This is a genomic window from Bradyrhizobium sp. LA6.1, assembly GCF_040547805.1.
Taxonomy (GTDB): Bacteria; Pseudomonadota; Alphaproteobacteria; order Rhizobiales; family Xanthobacteraceae; genus Bradyrhizobium; species Bradyrhizobium barranii.
Map to the genome: position 1 here is coordinate 150,225 of NZ_JBEPQK010000002.1, position 20,941 is coordinate 171,165.

General features: G+C 63.5%; 21 protein-coding genes. 13 read left to right on the top strand and 8 right to left on the bottom strand.

The features are described 5' to 3' along the window. Window positions 1-40: 40 nt before the first annotated feature. On the bottom strand, window positions 41-457 hold the full coding sequence (locus ABIB99_RS04260) for a CHRD domain-containing protein (protein WP_166099426.1): 417 nt from the start codon (window positions 455-457) through the stop codon (window positions 41-43). Between the two features lie 153 nt (window positions 458-610). Between ABIB99_RS04260 and ABIB99_RS04265 the strand changes: the two genes are divergently transcribed. Continuing rightward, window positions 611-1,537 (top strand): c-type cytochrome, encoded by a 927-nt coding sequence (locus tag ABIB99_RS04265; RefSeq protein WP_247309770.1) that lies wholly within the window; start codon window positions 611-613, stop codon window positions 1,535-1,537. Between the two features lie 216 nt (window positions 1,538-1,753). Beyond that, window positions 1,754-2,200: an SgcJ/EcaC family oxidoreductase gene (locus ABIB99_RS04270; RefSeq protein WP_157790160.1), complete on the top strand. Its 447-nt coding sequence runs from the start codon at window positions 1,754-1,756 to the stop codon at window positions 2,198-2,200. Window positions 2,201-2,405: 205 nt separating this feature from the next. Here ABIB99_RS04270 and ABIB99_RS04275 read toward each other — a convergent pair whose 3' ends face one another. From ABIB99_RS04275 to ABIB99_RS04285, 3 genes are all read right to left on the bottom strand, one after another. Then, the gene (locus ABIB99_RS04275) at window positions 2,406-4,037 is read right to left on the bottom strand and encodes an alpha/beta hydrolase (protein WP_247309134.1); all 1,632 of its coding nucleotides are present in this window, start codon (window positions 4,035-4,037) and stop codon (window positions 2,406-2,408) included. A 150-nt stretch (window positions 4,038-4,187) separates the two neighbouring features. Beyond that, window positions 4,188-5,222, bottom strand: a complete 1,035-nt coding sequence (gene ypfJ, locus ABIB99_RS04280; protein ID WP_247342314.1) for a KPN_02809 family neutral zinc metallopeptidase — start codon at window positions 5,220-5,222, stop codon at window positions 4,188-4,190. A 378-nt stretch (window positions 5,223-5,600) separates the two neighbouring features. Continuing rightward, the gene (locus tag ABIB99_RS04285; protein ID WP_014493934.1) at window positions 5,601-5,846 is read right to left on the bottom strand and encodes an Lrp/AsnC ligand binding domain-containing protein; all 246 of its coding nucleotides are present in this window, start codon (window positions 5,844-5,846) and stop codon (window positions 5,601-5,603) included. A gap of 128 nt (window positions 5,847-5,974) precedes the next feature. Here ABIB99_RS04285 and thiD point away from each other — a divergent pair, with 128 nt between their 5' ends. The 4 genes from thiD to ABIB99_RS04305 all read left to right on the top strand — a co-directional run bounded on the left by thiD (window position 5,975) and on the right by ABIB99_RS04305 (window position 9,908). Beyond that, entirely contained in the window at window positions 5,975-6,775 is an 801-nt protein-coding gene (gene thiD / locus ABIB99_RS04290; RefSeq protein ID WP_071912115.1) for a bifunctional hydroxymethylpyrimidine kinase/phosphomethylpyrimidine kinase, read from the top strand. A gap of 215 nt (window positions 6,776-6,990) precedes the next feature. Next, window positions 6,991-7,803, top strand: a complete 813-nt coding sequence (locus ABIB99_RS04295) for a UDP-2,3-diacylglucosamine diphosphatase (RefSeq protein WP_028153339.1) — start codon at window positions 6,991-6,993, stop codon at window positions 7,801-7,803. 13 nt (window positions 7,804-7,816) lie between these two features. Next, the gene (locus ABIB99_RS04300) at window positions 7,817-8,860 is read left to right on the top strand and encodes a glycosyltransferase family 4 protein (protein ID WP_247309138.1); all 1,044 of its coding nucleotides are present in this window, start codon (window positions 7,817-7,819) and stop codon (window positions 8,858-8,860) included. A 64-nt stretch (window positions 8,861-8,924) separates the two neighbouring features. Then, window positions 8,925-9,908, top strand: a complete 984-nt coding sequence (locus tag ABIB99_RS04305) for a threonine/serine dehydratase family protein (protein ID WP_028153337.1) — start codon at window positions 8,925-8,927, stop codon at window positions 9,906-9,908. Between the two features lie 275 nt (window positions 9,909-10,183). Here ABIB99_RS04305 and ABIB99_RS04310 read toward each other — a convergent pair whose 3' ends face one another. After that, complete coding sequence (locus ABIB99_RS04310; RefSeq protein ID WP_247309139.1) at window positions 10,184-11,983, bottom strand: caspase family protein; 1,800 nt, start codon at window positions 11,981-11,983, stop codon at window positions 10,184-10,186. A gap of 148 nt (window positions 11,984-12,131) precedes the next feature. On the opposite strand from ABIB99_RS04310, the gene ABIB99_RS04315 reads away from it, so the two are divergent. Further along, window positions 12,132-12,341 carry an RbsD/FucU domain-containing protein gene (locus ABIB99_RS04315; protein ID WP_247309140.1) on the top strand — a complete coding sequence of 70 codons (210 nt, stop codon included), beginning with the start codon at window positions 12,132-12,134 and terminating at the stop codon, window positions 12,339-12,341. On the opposite strand, the gene ABIB99_RS04320 is transcribed toward ABIB99_RS04315, so the two are convergent. Next, a complete protein-coding gene (locus tag ABIB99_RS04320) occupies window positions 12,334-12,717 on the bottom strand; it encodes a VOC family protein (RefSeq protein WP_247309141.1) in 384 nt (127 codons plus the stop codon). The genes ABIB99_RS04315 and ABIB99_RS04320 overlap by 8 nt on opposite strands. A gap of 149 nt (window positions 12,718-12,866) precedes the next feature. On the opposite strand from ABIB99_RS04320, the gene ABIB99_RS04325 reads away from it, so the two are divergent. Both ABIB99_RS04325 and budC read left to right on the top strand, forming a co-directional pair. Next, a complete protein-coding gene (locus tag ABIB99_RS04325; RefSeq protein ID WP_247309142.1) occupies window positions 12,867-13,226 on the top strand; it encodes a hypothetical protein in 360 nt (119 codons plus the stop codon). Window positions 13,227-13,352: 126 nt separating this feature from the next. Further along, complete coding sequence (gene budC, locus ABIB99_RS04330; RefSeq protein ID WP_247309143.1) at window positions 13,353-14,123, top strand: meso-2,3-butanediol dehydrogenase; 771 nt, start codon at window positions 13,353-13,355, stop codon at window positions 14,121-14,123. 219 nt (window positions 14,124-14,342) lie between these two features. Here the strand turns inward: budC and ABIB99_RS04335 are convergent, their stop codons facing one another. Continuing rightward, on the bottom strand, window positions 14,343-15,668 hold the full coding sequence (locus ABIB99_RS04335; RefSeq protein WP_247309145.1) for a hypothetical protein: 1,326 nt from the start codon (window positions 15,666-15,668) through the stop codon (window positions 14,343-14,345). Window positions 15,669-15,743: 75 nt separating this feature from the next. Here ABIB99_RS04335 and ABIB99_RS04340 point away from each other — a divergent pair, with 75 nt between their 5' ends. Beyond that, entirely contained in the window at window positions 15,744-16,940 is a 1,197-nt protein-coding gene (locus tag ABIB99_RS04340; protein WP_247309147.1) for an MFS transporter, read from the top strand. Here the strand turns inward: ABIB99_RS04340 and dgcA are convergent. Beyond that, entirely contained in the window at window positions 16,910-17,905 is a 996-nt protein-coding gene (gene dgcA / locus ABIB99_RS04345; protein ID WP_247309149.1) for an N-acetyl-D-Glu racemase DgcA, read from the bottom strand. The genes ABIB99_RS04340 and dgcA overlap by 31 nt on opposite strands. Window positions 17,906-18,048: 143 nt before the next feature. Here dgcA and ABIB99_RS04350 point away from each other — a divergent pair, with 143 nt between their 5' ends. From ABIB99_RS04350 to ABIB99_RS04360, 3 genes are read left to right on the top strand one after another with little or no spacing between them, the layout of a single operon-like run. Next, window positions 18,049-19,182, top strand: coding sequence for an MlaE family ABC transporter permease (locus tag ABIB99_RS04350; RefSeq protein ID WP_014493945.1), 1,134 nt, complete (start codon window positions 18,049-18,051; stop codon window positions 19,180-19,182). 2 nt (window positions 19,183-19,184) lie between these two features. After that, complete coding sequence (locus ABIB99_RS04355) at window positions 19,185-19,967, top strand: ABC transporter ATP-binding protein (protein WP_063982229.1); 783 nt, start codon at window positions 19,185-19,187, stop codon at window positions 19,965-19,967. 16 nt (window positions 19,968-19,983) lie between these two features. After that, window positions 19,984-20,865 carry an MlaD family protein gene (locus ABIB99_RS04360; protein ID WP_166090184.1) on the top strand — a complete coding sequence of 294 codons (882 nt, stop codon included), beginning with the start codon at window positions 19,984-19,986 and terminating at the stop codon, window positions 20,863-20,865. Window positions 20,866-20,941: the final 76 nt, after the last annotated feature.

Consider the following 20,941-nt stretch of genomic DNA (forward strand, 5'->3'; position numbering starts at 1 on the left):
CCTCCGGCGCCCGGCCTTCGCGTACGAAGCAGCCTTGAGGTTACTTCGTCACCTGGCCGCGGATCTCGCCGCCCGGATTGGCCGCGGTGTGGATGTTGACGTAGAGCTTGCCGGCGAGCAGATCAGCGGCCTGCGCATCGGTCAGCGTCGCCGAGCCCTCGACCGGGCTGGAGGTCGCATTCGGAATCGCGACCGCGACGCCGGCGTTCTTGCCGGCCTCGGCCGGTCCGTGGAAGTGAGCGGCGGTGGCGGGGCCGGACAGGCCGGAATAGGTGACCTTCCAGGACAGCTTCTTGCTGGCGGCATCATAGTCCAGATCGGCGGTTCCGGCGCCGCTGGTGGTGGTTGCTGGCACCTCGGATTTGCCGTCGAGCGTTGCTTTCAGCTTTTCGGCGCCGGCGGGGGCTGCAAAAGCTGCGGCGCCCAGCGCGACCATGGCGATGACGGTCTTGTTCATGACATTCTCCCTGAGGCCTCGTTGGCCTGCCAAACTTCCAACATTGGCCGTTTCAGTTTATTCCCGTTTCCGGCTGGGGCGGGCTAAATTCTTCGTGGCTGGAGCCGCGTGGACATCGGTCATAGGTTCGCGGCAAGCAATGAATGGATCTGCATGTTGCAACGAACAATTCTCGTGGCGCTGCTTGCCGCGGTCACTGCTGCGGGCGTCTATTGGTGGCTCAGCGCGCCGGTGGTGGCGGCCGGTGCCGCCGCGCCTGCCCATGTCCCCAATCTCGCCAATGGCGAGGTGATGTTCAACGCCGGCGGATGCGCGTCCTGCCATGCCGTCCCCGACCAGCCCGATCGCACCAGGCTCGGCGGCGGCGTCGCGATCAAGTCGCCGTTCGGCACGTTCTACGCGCCGAACATCTCCTCCGATCCGACCTACGGCATCGGCAAATGGACCGACGCCGATTTCGTCAACGCGGTCATGCACGGGGTCTCGCCGGACGGACAGCATTATTTTCCGGCGTTTCCCTACACGTCCTATCAGCACGCCAGGCGCGAGGATGTGCTCGACCTCTTCGCCTATCTGAAAACGCTGCCGCCCGTTGCAGGCAAGGTGCGTGACCACGACGTACGCTTTCCGTTCGACATCCGGCGCAACATCGGCATCTGGAAATTCTTGTTCATGGACGGAAAGCCATTCGTTGCCGACGGCACGAAGTCGCCGCAATGGAATCGTGGCGCCTATCTCGTCAACAGTTTCGGCCATTGCGCCGAATGCCACAGCCCGCGCAATGCGCTTGGCGGCATCATCTCCGGAGAACGCTTTGCCGGCGGACCCAATCCGGAAGGCGAGGGCTGGGTGCCCAACATCACGCAGAAGCGTCTCGGCGAGTGGAGCGCGAAGGATATTGCCTATTTCCTCAAGACCGGCGAATTGCCCGACGGCGACAGTGTCGGCGGCGCGATGACGCGCGTGATCAAGAACACCTCGCAATTGCCGGACGAGGATCTCGCGGCGATGGCGGATTACATCAAATCGCTGCCGCCGGTGGACGGGCCGCCGCGGCCGAAACGCAAGGAAGCCAGCTAGGGCGTGTATTCCTAAGGCGATAAATATCGCCCCATTAGGCCGCAGCCGCCGAGTGCCGTATTCATGTCCGCTATTGGAGAACAGGCTGACCAATTTCAAACGCCAACTCGTCGGACAGGGCAACGGTTTACGACCGCTACTGACCTTCCATACCTGTGGTGCAAGGCGAACGTTGTTCAAGTATGTTACAGAACTCGATGAAACCTGGAGGCTATGATGAAATTTCTGGCGCTGGCGTTTTGTTTCTTGTTTGGCGCTTCTGGAACGGTTGCGTTTGCGGGGCCTGCAGAAGAGGCCAACGCTGTGATCGATCAATGGTCAGCGACGTATAGTGCAAACGACCGCGACGCGCTCGTAGGTCTATACGCCCCCGACGCGGTTTTGCTTGGAACGACAAGCCCGGCAATTTCCGAAGGAACAGAGGGGATACGGAAATATTTTCAGGAATTGCCGGGAAGCGGTCGCAAGAACTCGATTGTCGAGATACGAACGCTCGTCCTCAGCGAGACATCCGTCTTGGGAATCGGATTTTACAATTTTGCTCGAGCTGCAGAGAACGATACACCCCGGCCATCACGCTTTACTTTCGTGCTTGTGAAGCGCGACGGTCGATGGATGATCGCGCACCACCATTCGTCACCGCTGTCGGCCGCGCGTCAGTAGCTGTCGGAATTTTGGGAGACATCCTGCAACGATAGCAAGCGAGTGCTCATGGCCGCTAACGGGCTCGGCCGCGGTTCGGACCGATGTCAGCTAAATGGCCCCAACTCGGACCATAAGTGAATCCGCCTTTGCGCCGCTGCCGAGCCATAGTGGACATCGAAGGGGACTGATCTACGCATCGCGATTTATGAAAACGCGCCCTAGTCTAGGGTATGTAGCGGAAGTACGCGGCTTTTTGGGGAGGCTCAGGGAAGCCCCGGATTTCAATTAGCCGTGGTGGAGGCTTGCCTTCCATAAGTAGTATCGCAAGATCGTTAAGCACATTTCGTGTTGTGGCGAACGTGTTATGATTTAGTCCGAACAGTTCATCTCCAATTAGACTGACATCAATCGTCCAAAGTCCAGGCAAAACAACTGGCCCGGCATCAGGTACATCTCCTGCGCGCGGGATACCTCCGGCAATACGCTTCGATAGCTGCAGGGCCTTGTCGTTCTTGGATGCGTAAAGTGTAAGCCCCTTAGTGACCTTTGCAACGCCGGAAATGTCTTGAACAAACATGTCTCGGTCCACATCGGGGGCGACCATAATCAGCTGCGCGATAGCCGTGGGTGATCGTGTCGCGGCGCTATTTGATAGGGCCTCAACTGCGATCAAGTTCCCCATACTGTGAGCTATCACATCGATGTCGTCATATCCGGCTTTGTAAAGATCGTCGATCACGCGAAGAAAGGCCGTGCGCGAAGCCAACGCGCTTTCTTTGTCATAGAGATAGTCCGCGATATCCCCGCGAGACGGCCATGAGAATAAGATTGTGGTGCCTCTGAACTGAAGATCCCAAGTTATCTGCGCTGCCCGGAAGACGGCGTCGCGGAATTTGGTATTGAAGCCATGGACAAACACGAGAGCCTTTTTCTTCTTCGTTGACGCTAGCGTTTTTATCCATTTCGCTTCGTCTGTTTTCTCGATGCTGCGAATAGTAAAATGCTTCGTTGGGTCAAGTGTGTCTCTTCTCAACTCAAATCCGAAGAGCTTAAGGCTCGGGGGCAATTCTATGTTTCCGATGTGGTGTCCTTCAGGCACCCGGACGCGAACGATCCCGACACTCAGATCAGGGTTGCGCTCGCCTGTGTAGCCGCTGACAGCGGTCCAGCCGTTTGAGCTGTAGACAGGAGGTCCGTCGCTTGTGAATGCGGGCTGGGGATGGCCTTCGACATCGGGGGGAGTGTCCGACTGTTTGCGGTTCGTTGCATAGAAAAACTCAACGATACGTGTGTCGATTCTGGAGTCTTGCGCTGCGCTTTCTACGGATTTGTCCGTATCTTTAGCCCCGCTCGCTGTACTTTGATTCCCTTTCTGAATCGCGCCGCCTTGGATATCCGGGTCTATTTTGGTGCCGCCGGGTTTAATCGTTGGCCTGATCGGGGCTGCTATCACGTCAAAAGGCGCGCGCCATGGCTCATCATCTGCCAGCGTGACGGGCCTAAACCTCTCGATAGAAATCCATTGAACTGAGTTGGAGTCAGTGAGGAACTTCCAGTAACTCTCATACCGTGTGTTCTGAATCAAAAAAGTCACGCTATTTGGTTCACGCTCGCGCTCCGCTGCCGATAGGCAGCCTCGTAGCCGGTCCGAAAAGCGAGCGTATCTCCCAACGAAATTTTTGGCAGCTTCCGGCTGAACAATTGCCGGCATTCGCTCTGGGGCCTTCCGCGAAAACGCTTCGCAAATTTGAAGGACGTCTCGCTCGGCGACGATCGGTTGCGCGTAGCTGCTCCCGAAGCCCGTTGCGAAAGCAATTGACCAAACAGCTAGGTATTTCAACCAATGCTGGGGCACGGCACTCCCCTCAAAATGAAAATGCAAGAGACCGGGCAGGCGTTCGTCGCGGAGTTTCTCTTCGTCCAGTGGGGGCTCCCCAGCGGGCCCCGCTCGGTAGTATGCAGTCGTCGTCGGACATCGGCTGTTGAGAGTCGGGAAGGTCGGGCCTCATTGCCGCGCTCCAGCAAAGGTGTTGCAGCTCTTCACCAATCCAGTCGCGTAACCGACATCGAACCAATGATGGCGCTGCGCAGCGCTGCCATGAGTGAACGAGTCAGGCACTACGTACCCCAAGGCACTTTTCTGCAGGGTGTCATTGCCTAGTGCTTCTGTCGTTCGAATTGCCGCTGCTATGTCGCTCGCGTTGACCTTCGCTTTCTCTTTAATTTTACGCGCCCAAATGCCGGCGAGACAATCGGCCTGCAATTCGAGACGAACTTGTAACCGGTTTCTCTCCGCCTCCGTTTCCATGCTCCCTTGAAGCTCGCGCACTTTTGGCATAATTCCCAGCAAGTTCTGAACGTGGTGTCCGATTTCGTGGGCTATCACATAGGCCTGAGGAAGTTGACAGTCGGCGCCGCTCGAATCGCAGGCGTGAAGGTCAGTCTGCATCTCTTGGAAGAACGAAAGGTCGAGGTAGACTTTCTGATCATCAGGACAATAGAATGGTCCCATGATTTTCTCGGCTAATCCGCAGGCCGCGTAGGTGGCGCTTGTGTACAGGACGAGACGGGGTGGCCGATAAGTTAGGCGATCGGATGCGAAGATTGCCTGCCAGACCTCCTCCGTGCTGCCCAGAACTCGCGAAACGAAGAGATACATTTTGTCGCGCGGTGCACCGGTCTGGTCGCCCGACTTCGCTGGAAGCTCAGCATAAAGCCACGCGGCTTGCGCGTCATCGCTACTCGTTGTTGCCGTGAATCCTTCACCGAATAGGCGAGCCCGCATGAAGCTGCCAACCTCGATCTGTTCAGTTTGAGCCACGCCATGACGTTGGTGCGGCCGGACGGTTATTGGCTCCTGATAGCCGACCGTCATTTCCGTCGGAGGATTAAAGACAACTGAACCCGGACCAATCTTGTCGACTTGGTTACGGAGGATGGCAGCGGGGTCTATCGCTGCTGGGCGAACCGCCCAGGCTAAGCCGTCTGTGCAAAGCACCCAGACAGCCACTGCTATCGAAACAAGCGGTCCTTTGGGCATTGCCGGCCCCCGGCGCTCACGATCCGTGCGAAAAGAGCATTCCAGGGTTGTATGTTCAATGAAATATTTCACACTTTGCGCGCGGCATAGGTGCAAGCGATCGGGCCGCCGAATTGTTCCTCCGCGGACCTAAGCGCGTGGGCTACGATGCAAAGGCCCCAACCACTTGGAGACTATCCGTTTTTTGACCGGACATTGGCGCGATGTCGACGCGGCCGTCATCGATGAAGCGCGTTGGGCCTTGCCAGTGCGAGAGGGTGTCGAGCGCTGGATGATGTGCGCGATGGTTAAAATCCGAAGAACTCACTTTGAGTACAATTGGTCCGCTGCGCTGTCTCGGAAGCGTACTTCCCATCCGGCCCTCTGTGAGTGCACACCCTAGCTCGCGCCAAACGCCTTGAAGGTGATGATGGTCAGGGTGTCCTGGATGCCCGGCAGCACCTGCACCTTCTCGTTGATGAAGTGGCCGATGTCGGTGTCCTTATCGACGTAGAACTTTACCAGCAAATCGTAATGGCCGGCCGTGGAGTAGATCTCGGAGGCGATCTCGGCTTCGGCAAGCGCGTTGGCGACCGTGTAGGACTGGCCGAGCTTGCATTTGATCTGGACGAAAAAAGGAACCATTGCAGTCACTCCGAAGCTTATCTGGCGGCTAATAGGCCAAAATCGGCCGGATTTAGCAAGCGAACTTGCGGGCCACCGGGGTGCGCGCTAGGACGGGCGATGGTCTCAAAAACGCGGAAAATCGCCCCATGACGACGCCCGTGGCGCTCACCATCGCCGGCTCCGATTCGAGCGGCGGCGCCGGCATCCAGGCCGACCTGAAGACCTTTGCCGCGCTCGGCGTCTATGGCGCCTCCGCGATCACGGCCCTGACCGCGCAGAACACGCGCGGCGTCACCGGCATCCACGCGGTGCCCGCCGACTTCGTCACCGCGCAGATCGATGCCGTGTTTTCCGATCTCGAGGTCGGCGCGGTGAAGATCGGCATGGTGGCGCAGGCCGCCAGCATCGATGCGATCGCAGCGGCGCTGTCGCGCTGGAAGCCCGAGCATATCGTGCTCGATCCCGTGATGGTCGCAACCTCCGGCGATCGCCTGCTCGCCGCGGAGGCGGTGGAAGCCCTGCGCAAGAAACTGATGCCGCTGGCGTCGGTGATCACGCCTAATCTGCCCGAGGCCGCGGCTCTGCTCGACGAGCCCGTCGCGACACGCGAGGCCGAGATCGAGAGCCAGGGACGCCGGCTGCTGGCGCTGGGCTGCCGCGCGGTCCTGATCAAGGGCGGGCACGGCGAGGGCGCCGAAAGCATCGACTATCTCGTCGAGGCCGAGAACACGATCGCGCTTGCGGCGCCGCGCGTCGCCACCCGCAACACCCACGGCACGGGGTGCTCGCTGTCCTCGGCCGTCGCGGCGGGGCTTGCCAGGGGCGAGGATCTCGAGCGCGCCGTGCGGAACGCCAAGGCCTGGATCAGCGCAGCGATCGCGGCCGCCGACCGCTTCAGCGTCGGCCACGGCCACGGGCCGGTCCATCATTTCCACAAATTTTACTGATCCGGGCCGCCAGCGGCGCGCGGGACCGCTGCCGTTAACCTGATCAGCCATCGGTTCCGGGGTCTTGCGGAGGCCGTTGCGGCGTCATGTCGCCTGATTGTCGCATGCGACTGATATTCGCGGGACGGGCGAGGCGAGGTTTGATTCGTATCCGAGGGTGCCTCAAAGGTTCATTGGTCATCCCCCTGTCACGGGATATTGTTACAGGCTGTCGCATGGGAAGTTACGATGTGAGTGACGAGAGCCCTGAAAGGCGCTTTCGCACGTTGTTCATCTCCGACGTTCATCTCGGAGCCCGCGGTTCTCAAGCCGACCTGCTGCTCGACTTCCTGCGATACCACGATGCCGACACGATCTATCTCGTCGGAGACATCGTCGACGGCTGGGCGCTGAAATCGAGCTGGCACTGGCCGCAATCGCATAACGACCTGGTCCAGAAGCTGCTGCGCAAGGCGCGCAAGGGCGCCAAGGTCATCTACATTCCCGGCAATCACGACGAGTTCCTGCGCAACTATTACGGCACGCATTTCGGCGGCATCGACGTGGTCGAGAACACCGTCCACACCGGCGTGGACGGCAAGCGCTATCTCGTTATCCACGGCGACATCTTCGACCTCGTGGTGCAGAACGCGCGCTGGCTCGCCCATCTCGGCGACAAGGCCTATGACTTCGCGATCCAGATGAATCGCTTCGTCAACTTCTTCCGGCGCATGTTCAAGGTGCCCTATTGGTCGCTGTCGCAATGGGCCAAGCAGAAGGTCAAGAACGCCGTCAACTATATCGGCGCGTTCGAGCAGGCGCTCGCCGCCGAGGCGCGGCGCCACGACGCCGACGGCGTGATCTGCGGCCACATCCACTACGCCGTGATCCGCGACGAGGGCGGCATCCGCTACATGAATTGCGGCGATTGGGTCGAGAGCTGCACGGCGCTGGTCGAGCATGACGACGGTCATTTCGAGATCATCACCTGGGCGGATCAGGCGCGGAAGCCGGCACAGGTCCCGCAGGTCGCAGCCAGAGCTGCATAACAAGGGCCCCTTGATGCGCATCCTGGTCGCGACCGACGCCTGGCACCCGCAAGTCAACGGTGTGGTTCGGACGCTGACCAAGCTCGCTGACGCCGCCAAGGGGCTCGACGTCGAGTTCACGTTCCTGACGCCGCAATCGTTCCGCACCTTCGCGATGCCGAGCTACCGCGACGTGCGGCTCGCCATGCCGCGCCCGGCGCGAATCGCGAAGCTGATCGAAGAGGCGCGCCCCGACAGCATCCACATTGCGACGGAGGGGCCGATCGGCCTGATGGTCCGCCGCTACTGCCGCCAGCGCAAGCTGCCGTTCACGACCAGCTTCCACACCCGCTTTCCCGAATATGTCCGCGCCCGCGTGCCGGTTCCGGAATCCCTGATCTGGCGGGCGCTGCGCCGATTTCACGCGCCCAGCCGCGCCGTGATGGCGGCAACGCCGGCGCTCGCCCGCGAGCTTGGCGAACGCGGCTTCGACAACGTCGTGCTGTGGCCGCGCGGCGTCGACACCAGCCTGTTCCACCCCCGTGGGATCGACCTCTGCCTGCCGGCGCCGGTGTTTCTCTCGGTCGGCCGGGTTGCGGTGGAGAAGAATCTCGAGGCGTTTCTCGATCTCGATCTGCCCGGCACCAAGGTGATCGTCGGCGACGGCCCGGCGCGGGTCGCACTGGAAGAAGCCTATCCGGATGCGATCTTCCTGGGCGAGAAGCACGGCGAGGCGCTGGCGGCAATCTATGCGGCGGCCGACGTGTTCGTGTTCCCCAGCAAGACCGACACGTTCGGCCTGGTCCTGCTGGAAGCGCTCGCCAGCGGCCTGCCGGTTGCGGCGTTCCCGGTGAAGGGCCCCCGCGACGTGATCGGCGATGCACCGGTCGGCGCCCTCGACCACGATCTGCGCAACGCCTGCTTCGCTGCGCTCGACGTGTCCCGGCAGGACTGCGTCGAATTTGCCGCCAATTACACCTGGGAGGCCTCGGCGAGGGCTTTCGTCGATAGCATCAGGGCGGTCGGAGCGGTGCTTCCAGGCAGGAATGGGGCGGAGCCGGTTAGTTTCGTAGCCTGAAAACCAAGGTTCATCGCGCGCAGGTGTCTTGCCCCGCGCCTCGTCCGGCGCGATAACATTAGGCATGACCGAACAGCTCCTCCCGATCGGCCCTGCCGATATCGATGCAGCAGCACGCGTGATCGCGCCCTTCGCCATCCGCACCCCGCTGTTGTCCTTTCCCGTGCTCAACGAGCGCGTCGGCGCAAAGGTCTTCCTGAAGCCGGAGATGCTCCAGCGCACCGGCTCCTTCAAGTTCCGCGGCGCCTTCAACAAGGTCGCCTCGATCCCGCAGGATAAGCGCGCCGGCGGCGTCGTCGCGTTCTCGTCCGGCAACCACGCCCAGGGCGTGGCGGCGGCTGCCAAGATCCTCGACATGCACGCGACCATCGTGATGCCCGCGGATGCGCCGCTGTCGAAGCGCGAGCGCACCAAATCCTATGGCGCCGAGGTGGTGCTGTACGATCGCGATCGCGACGACCGCGAGGCGATCTCGCGCGGCATCGCCGAGAAGCGCGGCGCGACGCTGGTCAGGCCCTATGACGATCCGTTCGTGATCGCGGGGCAGGGCACCGCAGGTCGCGAAATCGCGGAGGACATGGCTGCGCTCGGCCTCAGTCCCGACATCGTGGTGGCGCCGGCCTCCGGCGGCGGCCTGATCGCGGGTGTCGCCACGGCCGTGAAGGCGCGCTATCCGCTCGCCGAGATCGTGGTGGCCGAGCCCGAGGCGTTCGACGATCACGGCATTTCGCTGACCGCCGGCCACCGCGAGCCGCATGGGCCTGCGGGCCGCACCATCTGCGATGCGCTGATGGCCCTGATCCCCGGCGAGATGACCTTTGCGATCAACAGCAAGCTCTTGGCGCGCGGCGTGACGGCATCCGACAAGGAAGTCGGCGCTGCCGTGGCGTTTGCCTATCGCGAGTTGAAGCTCGTGGTCGAGCCAGGCGGTGCTGTCGGTCTTGCCGCGCTGCTTGCGGGACGTCTCGACGTCGCCGGGAAGAACGTCGTCATCGTGCTCTCCGGCGGCAATGTCGATGCGGATCTGTTTGCCGAACTGGTGGCCTGAGAGCGGTTTCCCCGTAGCCCATCCTTCGAGACGCCCGCTTCGCGGGCTCCTCAGGATGAGGTCGGAATGCGCGGCAGAAGTTTCAACCGGCACCGATGCTGATGAGCCTCATCCTGAGGAGACCGCGAAGCGGTCGTCTCGAAGGACGAGGCGCGCGCTCGGGCCGCGCCACGAGGTAAGGACTGGCTGCAGTCGAGCTGATCGTGTCTATTCCTCGGCATGAAGAAGGGGCAGAGCGTCACCGCTCCGCCCCTTTGTCGTTTCGCTTGTGGCGATCAGCGCATGAAGCCGCGGTGATTGTTGCCGCTGCCCATGGAGGGCGCCTGGTTCATCGACTGCCGGAAGTTGTTGCCGCCGTTGTTGACCACACGGTTGGTCGCATTGAATTGCGGGCGGTTGTTCTGCTGGTTGTTCTGGACCTGCACCTTGTTCACCGGGTTGTTGTTGAGCTTCACGCCGTTGTTGACGCGGATCGGGTTGTTCTGCGTCTGAACGACCGGCTTCGTATCGACAGTCGTGCCACCCTTGCCGACATTCACCGGCATGCTGACGATCTTGCCAGGCGTGCCTTTGGTCGTACCGTTATTATTGCTGCCGCCGCTCTGCGTATTGTTGGTCGCGGGCAGCGTCACGATCTTGCCCGTGCCGCCATTGGTGTTGGTCGGCGCAGGCAGGGTGACGATCTTGCCCGGGGTCTGCGACGGCGTGCCGTTCGGCTGGTTGTTGCCCGCCGGCAGGTTGACGACCTGACCGCCATTGCCGAGCTTGCCGATGACGTTACTGTCCACCGGCTTCTGCACGACCGGCAGATTGCCATTCATCTGCCCACCGCCATTGCCCTGCTGCATCAGCGGCATGTATTTGGGCTGGCCGAGATTGCCGACCTTGAACGTCGGAGCAATGTTCTGCGGCGCCAGGAACTTGGTCGCCTGCATCAGGGGGATCAGCTTTGGCTGCACCTGGAGCTTCAGCGCGGATTGCGCATAGGAGCTGTTGCCGTAGCTGTCATAGAAGCTCTTGTAGCCGAGCGGGGAGTTCGCGAGCACCGCCTTGTGCCAGGCCTGCGTGATCAGCAGGTTCGAGAGCAGCCAGCGGATGTGGTCGCACAGCGGGTCGTGCGGGTACATCTGGATGAACTCCTGATAGTACTCCGGACGTCCCTCGGACACGACGTAGTCATAGGCCTGGCGCGTCGAACGGCTCGGCAGGTTGGAGGCCACCTGCACGACCGACGCATTCACCGGCGCGCGGGTGGCGGCGACGGCGGTGTCGCCGAAGAAGGTGAAGTCCGAGGTCAGCGACGAGCTTTCCCACGGGATCTGCGCGCCGCTGGTGGTCTGGTTCACTTCGAGGCGCACGCGCTTGAACAGCTGCTCGATCGGCACGTTGGGTTCGCGCGCGACGTTGAGGAAGGCCTGGGTGTAGGGGCTGTGGCCGTTGGTGCCGTCCTGTGCTTCCGCACCCGGCGCGGTCGAGTAGCCGACGATCGAGCCGTTCGGCGCATCGACGATGGCCAAGCCGCGGCCGGCGTCGTTGACATCAGGGAACGGATTGTTGCGGCAGGCATCGAGGATGACGATGCGCATGCGGCTCGGGATCGTCTCCAGCGTCGACATCACGTCGACCAGGCGCACTGAGTTGCTCACGAGCTCGGTGGGGTTCGAAACCTTGGCATCGACAGGAACGAGATAGTTCTCGCCGGCGAGCTGCACGCCGTGACCGGCGTAGTAGACCATGGCGACAGTGTTCGGACCCCGCGCGGAAACCTTGGCGGAAAAGTCCTGGACGACGCGGAGCATGTCGTTCTGGGTCAGGTCGGTCGCGGCGACCACCTCGAAGCCGGCGGAGTTCAGAAACTGCGCCATCGACTCCGCGTCATTGTCGGGATTTTGGAGCTGCGGCGCGTTCTTGTAGTTGGAATTGCCGATCACCAGCGCGAGCCGCTGCTCCGGCCCTTGCAGCGCGGTCGGGGCAGGCTGGGCCGGGGCGACTTGCGCGGAAGCAGGGCCGCAGGCGAAGCCGAACAGGCTTCCCACGAGGCTAGCCGTCATCAGGAAAGGCTTTAGGCGGAACATGGCGTGCTCCTCTGGCACTCATCTCGATGCGAGATTGGTTGCGAGGAAGCCTGGCCGCGTTCGAGCCCGTGGTCCGTGATCGCAATCACCGTGGTAAGCTGCGTGATCTGAATCACGCTTCGGAACCGATCCCGATCCGGTGCGCGTGATGGCGCCGGTCGACGATCCCGATCGCGTTCCCGACGTGCAGCGCGCGGTGCTGGCGGAAATCGAGCGCGCGGTTGGCCGCGCCGTCAGTCCCGGCAAGCTCTCGCGCCCGGAAATCTATCGCGCGGCGGCGGCGGGGTTTGGTGTCGTGCAGGTCGGCGACAGCAGGGGGTATGGATGCTTCCTGATCCGGAAGGGCGTGATCAGCTAGGGCGATGCATCAGCTCTGACGGCCAGCCGATCCTGACGAGAAGACCGTCAGGTCCGTTGATGCCCACCTCATACATCCCCCATTCGCGGTGACGCAGCACGCCACCGGGGCGGATGATCAGATCGTCCACGCGCGCGGCGATGGCCTCGACGTGGGGCGTGCGAATGAAGACGCCGAAGGGATTGTGCTCGGGCACGCGCCACGGGCCATCGCCGGCTTGCGTGAGATGCACCTCGCAGCCCCAACCGGTCATGATCACGTAGTCGGCGTCACCGCCCGCGCGCGCAAAGCCGAGGCGTTCCCAGAACGGAATCGCTGCGGCAAGGTCGTTGCTGGGAACGATGGCGAATGCGCCGACGGGCGGGGTTTCAGACATCCGCTCACTCCGGAATATGCAAATTTCACGCGCAGCCCTCATGCTGCGCTAAGCGAGCTTATCGGGAGAAGCCAATGAGTCGAAGCGGCGAAAAGTCTCGCACTCGGATTTGAATGGCCTTCTCGCAAGCGCCTGTCTATGGTCGGTTCATGTCGCGCCTTATGTGTCTATCTATTGCTGTCATCCTGTCCCTGCTGCCCGCCGTCGCGCCGGCTGCATCAGTTCAAAAACGCCCCAAACAGGCCTGGCATGGCTACGGCTTCCTGCCGGGCTATCGCCAGCCGCTGAGCAACAGCATTCCGCTCTACAAGCAGAAGGAAGCGATGCGGCGCCTGTCGCGCAGCGATCGCCGTCATTGGTACATCGATCCGGTCCCGCAGTATTACGGCTGGGATGGCGAATGGCGCTATTTCGGCCGGCCCGGCTTCGGCGGCGGCCGCTACAATGGCGGCAGCTTCGGTCCGTGCTGGACGCGGACCCCGATCGGCGCGGTCTGGAACTGCGGCTGATCGGCCTCGCATCGCTTCGTGCGACAGATTTCAATCGTAACCGAATCCGGTTCGGCTGAAACCGGGCTGTCTTTCCGGTGTCCTAGCTCTTGTCCGGACCTTGCGGTTTCGGATGGAGTTATTGGCATGAATGATCGGTTCAGGGATAAAGTCGTCATCGTTACCGGCGCCGGCAGCGGCATCGGCGCCGCAGCCGCAAGGCGCTTTCACGGCGAAGGCGCCATTGTCGTGCTGAACGGGCGCCGGGAGGTCAAGCTGGCTGAAGTCGCTGCCGAACTCGGCACCGATCGCTGCATGATCCGATCCGCCGACGTTTCGATCGTCGCAGATGTCGAGCGCCTGGTCGCCGACGTGGTCCTTCAATTCGGCAGGATCGACATTCTCGTCAACAATGCCGGGACGGGCGCACTGATCGATTTCCTGGGCTCGCCGGTCCAGCTGTGGCGAGATCTCTTCGCGGTCAATGTCGACGGTGTCCTCTACATGACGCGCGCCGCGCTTCCGCACCTGATCGAAAGCGGCGGCTCGATCGTCAACGTGTCGTCTCTCAGCGGGCTTGGCGGCGATCGGGGCTTGAGCTTCTACAACGCCACGAAGGGGGCCGTCAGCAATCTGACACGCAGCCTGGCGCTCGACTTTGGCCCGAGAGGCGTGCGCATCAATGCGGTGTGCCCATCATTGACCCTCACCGACTTGACGACGCCGATCATGGAGCAATATCCGGAATTGTTCGCGAAGCTGGTGGAACGTATCCCCCTGGGGCGCGGAGCCCGGTCCGAGGAAGTTGCGAGCGTCATCGCATTTCTCGCAAGCGACGACGCCAGCTTCGTGAATGGGGTGAACCTGCCGGTCGACGGCGGCGTCGACGCATCGACCGGGCAGGCCCCCTTCGCGTAGCGCGGTTAGGTTTGCGAGAGCACCCGTGCAACAGCCTGGGTCCCGGCTCTGCGCCGCAACGCGTGCGCGTTGCAGCTTGTCCGGGACACGAGAGAGGGTGCGGTGATTCACCTTGCTCCGTCATTGCGAGCGCAGCGAAGCAATCCAGAATCTCTCCGCGGAAAGACTCTGGATTGCTTCGCTGCGCTCGCAATGACGATGTGGAGAGCGCGCGCCCCCTTACGAGAAGAACGCGATCTTCTCGGCCTGGGTCATGCGGCGGATTGGCGCCATGGGGTCGTTGGCCGCCGCGCGGGGCTTTTGCAGGATGCCGCTGGCGAGGATGGTGGCGCCGAGCGAGGGCTCGGGCAAGGAGGCGGACAAGGGCGAGGGCATCGGAAGCGTCGCGGTCGGGGCAGCACCGAATGTCGCGGCGGCCGCCATGGCCGGGGCCGGCTGCTCCATCACTTCGGCGGCGGCCTCCGCAATGGCGTCGGTGAGGCGCGCGAGCGAGTCCATCGCGATCGGTGCGTCTTCGGCGGGCTCCTCCGCGACTGCGGTGACGGCCGGCTCGGCTGCGACCGGCTCCGGAAGCTCTGCTGCAATCGGGGCTGCGACCTCCGCGGCCATCGGCTCCGGAATGGCCGCTTCCAGCTCGACCGGTTCGGTGATCTCGTCGAACTCCGGATCGGGCGCGGCCATTTCCAGCGCGATGGCATCGAGTATGGCTTCGTCCTCGGCTTCCGCGGCCGCGTCGAGCGAGACCCCGTCAGTCACCTCTGTGAAGGCGGCGGCCTCTGCGACCTCCTCTTCGGGGCCGACGTGATTGCCGGCGATGAGCTCCGGCTCGGTGGCGACGTCGATTGCCTCCTCGCCAACGGCGCGTGCTTCGGCGACGCTGGCCTCGACCGCTGCTTCGGGCGCGGGAGTCGCTGCGATGTCCTGCGGCGCCTCCGTAAAAGCCACCGGTGCTTCGGTGGCCATCGCAGCAGGCGCGGGATGCACCGCCGCTTGCGGCGCTGTGTCGCCGTCACCATCAAGCTGCTCGACCCGATCCCTGAGCAAATCGAATGCGGCCTTGAGCTCGGCGCGGGGGTCGATGGTCGATAGCTGGCCGCAAGCGGCCTCGATGGAGGCGAGCTGCGAATCAATGAGATCGCAGATTCGCCCGTCGGCGCCGATCTCGCGCCAGCGCCAGGAGATCTCCTTGATGATGCGCACGCCGCGCGGAATCGGCGCGAGGCTGGCCTCGATCGCCGCAGGATCGAAGGCGGCGATCGCGATGGTCTCGGCTTCGCGGATGGCGCGGCGGATCTCGACCAGCGCCTCGGGCAGGCGATCCTCGACGACCGGTAGTCGCTGTGCCGCAAGGGTTTCTTCGATTTTCGCGACCGCATCGAGCACCATGCGGGTATCCGCATTGCGGTTGCGCTTGGCATATTCGCCGAGGAACCAGCGGCCGCGCGCGGTCTCCATGAAGGCTTCGCGGATCGCGTCGTAATCCTGCTCGTTCGGCTCGGCCGCACGGGCAGACATAGGCGAGAGGGCGAATGCTTCGTTGGCCATGACAATCTCGTCGCGCAAATCACTACGCGTTACTGTAACGATCACCACGATATCGACCGAATCGCAATTGGTTTGATGGCAGGCGAATCACAAATCCCCACGCAAGCCGCCGTGAAGCGGCGATTCGCCGTGAGTCTGGCGCTGTTCTATTCGGCGGTCTTCGCGGTGTCCGGCACGCATCTGCCGTTCTTTCCGCTCTGGCTGAAGGCGATCGGCATCGACGCAAGCTGGATCGGCCTCATCAATGCGCTGCCGGCGATCACGCGCTTCACCACGCTGCCGCAGATCACCGCCCTTGCCGAAAGACGACATGCCATTCGCGCCGGCATGATGGTGTCGGTGCTGGCAACCGCGATCGGGTTCACAGCGGTCGGCTTGCAGCAGCAGCCGCTGGCGCTGTTCCTGATCTATGCGCTGACCTGTATGATGTGGACGCCGACGACCCCGCTGACCGATGCCTATGCGCTGCGCGGCGTCGCCCGCTACGGGCTCGACTACGGACCGTTGCGGCTGTGGGGCTCGGCGGCCTTCGCCGCGGGCTCGCTCGCCTGCGGCTTTCTCGTCGACCACATCGCGGCGCGCGATCTGATCTGGATCATCGTCGCGTGGGCCGTCGTTGCGGTCGCCGCCAGCCTGCTGCTCCAGCCGCTCGACGATGTCAGGCGAAGGACGACGGAGACGCATGCCGGCAAGGCCTTGCTGCGCGATGGCGGCTTCTGGGCCGTCATCGCGTCGGCCGCGCTGATCCAGGGCAGCCACGTCGCCTATTACACGTTCTCGGCCATCAACTGGCAGCTCCATGGCTTCGGCGGGCTGACGATCGCGGGCCTCTGGACGCTGGGTGTGATCGCCGAGATCGTCGTCTTCGCGCTGTCGCCGCGGTTCTCGCTGCATCCGTCCACGCTGATCGCAATCGGCGGCGTGAGCGCCGTGGTGCGCTGGATCGTCACCGCGCAGGAGCCGCCGCTGGCGCTGCTCGTGATCGTGCAGCTCGGCCACGGCCTTACCTTCGGCATGACCATCGTCGGCACAATGAACCTTCTGGTGCAGCGCGTGCCATCGCATCAGATCGCGCGGGGGCAGGGCTATTATGCCGCGTGCAACGGGTTGCTGGGTGCAGCGACGTCGATCGCGTCAGGTGCGATCTACGCCCGCATCGGCGACAGCTTGTACTACGTCATGGCAGCGATGGCCGCGGCCGGCGCGCTCGTGATCTGGTCGGCGCGGCATCGGCTCAAGGCTCATCCCCAGAGCGAGGTATCAGGCGGATAGACCAGACTGTCGTCGTAGCGCAGCCCGTGATCGCGATCGCGCGCCAGCAGCAGTGGGCCGTCGAGATCGACGAAGCGCGCCTGCGGCGTCACCAGCATTGCGGGTGCCATCGACAGCGAGGTCGCGACCATGCAGCCGATCATGATCTCGAAGCCGAGCGCCTGCGCCGCGTCGGCCATCGCGAGCGCCTCGGTGAGGCCGCCGGTCTTGTCGAGCTTGATGTTCACGGCGTCGTAGCGCTCGCGGAGCGGCGCGAGCGAAGGGCGGTCATGCACGCTCTCGTCGGCGCAGACCGCGAGCGGCCGCTTGATCCGCGCCAGCGCGCCATCCTTCCCGGCCGGCAGCGGCTGCTCGACCAAGGTGACGCCGACGGCGTCGCAGGCGGCGAGATTCTGCTCCAGATTGGCCTCGGTCCAGGCCTCGTTGGCATCCACGATCAGTTCGGATTCGGGGGCGGCCTTGCGAACCGCCGCGATCCGCTGCGGATCGCCGTCGCCGCCGAGCTTGATCTTGAGCAATGGCCGGTGCGCGGCCCTGGCCGTCGCCGCCGCCATCGCCTCGGGGGTGCCCAACGAAATCGTGAAGGCGGTGGTGCGCTCGCCCGGCACCGGGCGGTCCAGCAGGTTCCAGGCCCGCAGGCCGGTCGCCTTGGCCTCGAGGTCGATCAGGGCGCAATCCAGCGCGTTACGGGCCGCTCCCGGCGGCATGGCGGCTTGCAGGGCCTCTCGCGAGAGGCCGCCCGCGACGGCCGCCTGCATGGCCTGGATGGCCGCAAGGGTCGCCTCGGGGGTCTCGCCATAGCGCGGATAGGGGACGCATTCGCCGCGGCCGGTGAGGCCGTTCCGGCTCACTTCGGCCACGACGGTCACGGCCTCGGTCTTGGCGCCCCGGCTGATGGTGAAACTGCCGGCGATGGGAAATCGCTCGATTCGCGCCGCGAGGGCCGGAACTTTGCTGGAAGTCATTTTGAACTCTGGCGAAATCTGAACCTGCTAGTTACCTCTAGCAACTAACATTAACCAGTTGGGGATACCTTCTCCGGGTAAGGGCGTGTGCACAACCATCTGATTCTATCCGTTTCTCGCGCCCCGGCACGGGAGCGGAGACCTTGAGCGGCGATCCGAAGCTGGAACGGATTGCCAAGGGCAACGCGCTGGCACTCTGCGCCACCGGAACCTGGACCGCGAGCTTCGCGCCGGTCCTGGAGCGGATGGTGGCTGACGCCGAGAAGCTCGCCGGCAGTTCGCAAAGCATCTTCATCGACGTCTCCGAGGTCGCCAAGCTCGACACCTTCGGCGCCTGGCTGATCGAGCGGCTGCGCCGCAGCCTGACCCAGGGCGCCGTCGAGGCGCAGATCGCGGGGCTCTCCGCCAATTATTCGAGCCTCGTGGACGAGGTGCGGCGGGTCAGGGCGACGCCGGTCGTCGACAGCAGCGCGGTCACCATCACCGGCATGCTGGAGCAGATCGGCCGGGCCGTGGCCGGGGTCGCCGGCACGGTTGCGGGCCTCGTCGACATGCTCGGCGCGGTGCTCGCGGCGGGGTTTCGCGTGTTGATCCACCCGCGCTCGTTCCGCCTGACCTCGACCGTGCACCACATGGAGCAGGTCTGCTGGCGCGCGGTGCCGATCATCGTGCTGATCACGTTCCTGATCGGCTGCATCATCGCCCAGCAGGGCATTTTTCATTTCCGCAGGTTCGGCGCCGACATCTTCGTCGTCGACATGCTCGGCGTGCTGGTGCTGCGCGAGATCGGCGTCCTCCTGGTCGCGATCATGGTCGCGGGGCGCTCGGGCAGCGCCTACACGGCCGAGCTCGGCTCGATGAAGATGCGCGAGGAGATCGACGCGCTGCGCACGATGGGTTTCGACCCGATCGAGGTCCTGGTGCTGCCGCGCATGCTGGCGCTGGTGCTGGCGCTGCCGATCCTCGCCTTCCTCGGTGCCATGGCCGCGCTTTATGGCGGCGGCCTCGTCGCCTGGCTCTATGGCGGCGTCGATCCCGAAGCCTTCCTGCTGCGCCTGCGCGACGCCATCTCGATCGACCATTTCATCGTCGGCATCGTCAAAGCACCGGTGATGGCGGCCGTGATCGGCATCGTCGCCTGCGTCGAGGGGCTCGCCGTGCAGGGCAGCGCGGAATCTCTCGGACAGCACACCACGGCCTCCGTGGTGAAGGGCATCTTCTTCGTCATCGTCATGGACGGCGTGTTCGCCATCTTCTTCGCCTCGATCGGGATGTGACGATGGCGCAAGAAACTCAAAACGCGATTCAAGATCCGATCATCCGCGTTCGCGACATCACCGTGCAGTTCGGCGCGACGCGCGTGCTCGACGGCCTCAACCTCGACGTCAAGCGCGGCGAAATCCTCGGCTTCGTCGGCCCATCCGGTGCCGGCAAGTCGGTGCTGACGCGCACCATCATCGGCCTCGTGCCGAAGGTCGCGGGCTCCATCGAGGTGTTCGGCGTCGACCTCGATTCCTCCAGCACCTCGCAGCGCCGCAGCGTCGAGCGCCGCTGGGGCGTGCTGTTTCAGCAGGGCGCGTTGTTCTCCTCGTTGACCGTGCGGCAGAACATCCAGTTTCCGATGCGCGAATATCTCCGGGTCTCGCAGCGGCTGATGGACGAGATCACACTGGCCAAGCTCACCATGGTCGGGCTCAAGCCGGAAGTCGCGGATCGCTTTCCCTCGGAACTGTCGGGCGGCATGATCAAGCGCGTGGCGCTGGCGCGCGCGCTGTCGCTCGATCCGGATCTCGTGTTCCTCGACGAGCCGACCTCGGGCCTCGATCCGATCGGCGCCGGCGATTTCGACGAGCTGGTCAGGACGCTCCAGCGTACTTTGGGCCTGACCGTTTTCATGGTAACGCACGACCTCGACAGCCTTTACACAGCCTGCGACCGCATCGCCGTTTTAGGGAACGGTAAGATCATTGCGGCAGGGTCGATCGCCGACATGCAGGCCTCGCAGCATCCCTGGCTGAGACAATATTTCCACGGCAAGCGCGCCCGTGCGGTGATGGGCTGAGGTGCCGGAGTAGCTGATGGAAACGCGGGCCAATTACGTACTGATCGGATCGTTCACGCTGGCGGTGATCGCCGCGGCGATCGGCTTCGTGCTGTGGTTCCAGTCGCTGCACACCACCAAGCAGCGCAGCCCCCTGCGCGTCGTGTTCGAGGGCCCGGCGGCGGGCCTGCGCAACGGCGGCAGCGTCAACTTTAACGGTATCCGGGTAGGTGAGGTGGTCTCGGTGAAGCTCGACAACCCGCGGCGGGTTGTCGCACTCGCCATGGTCGAGAACAACACCCCGCTCCGCAAGGACACCCTGGTCGGCCTCGAATTCCAGGGCCTGACCGGCGTCGCCGCGATCTCGCTCAAGGGCGGCGAGGAGGCGGCGCCTCCGCCGCCGCTCGATGAGGACGGCATCCCGTCGCTGACGGCCGATCCCAACAAGCTCCAGGACGTCACCGAGGCGATCCGCGGCACGCTCCAGAACATCAACAAGATCGTCGCGGACAACCAGGAGTCGGTGAAGAACTCGCTGAAGAACCTCGAGACCTTCACCAACTCGCTCGCGCGCAACTCTGAGAAGATCGACGGCGTGATGGCCAAGGTCGACGGCGTCATGCACAAGGCCGACAGCCTCATGTTCGGCCTCAACACGCTCGCCGGCGGCAAGGACGGCGGCGAGCTGTTCCAGGCGGTGAAGTCGATCCGCGAGCTGGCCGAGGATTTCGACAAGCGCTCCGGCGCATTGATGACCGACGGCCGCCGCACGCTCGGCGACATCAGCCGCGCCGTGAACAATTTCGATCGCAACCCGACCCGCGTGCTGTTCGGCGCCAGCAACAGCGCGCCAGCGGCCGCGCCGCCGCCGGCCGAACCGCCGAGGCCGGCGCCCGCCGCGAGCGGCAGGCGGCAGTAGGCGTTTAGTACACGGACGTCACCTCGTCATTGCGAGCGTAGCGAAGCAATCCAGATCGTCTCCGCGGAAGCAGTCT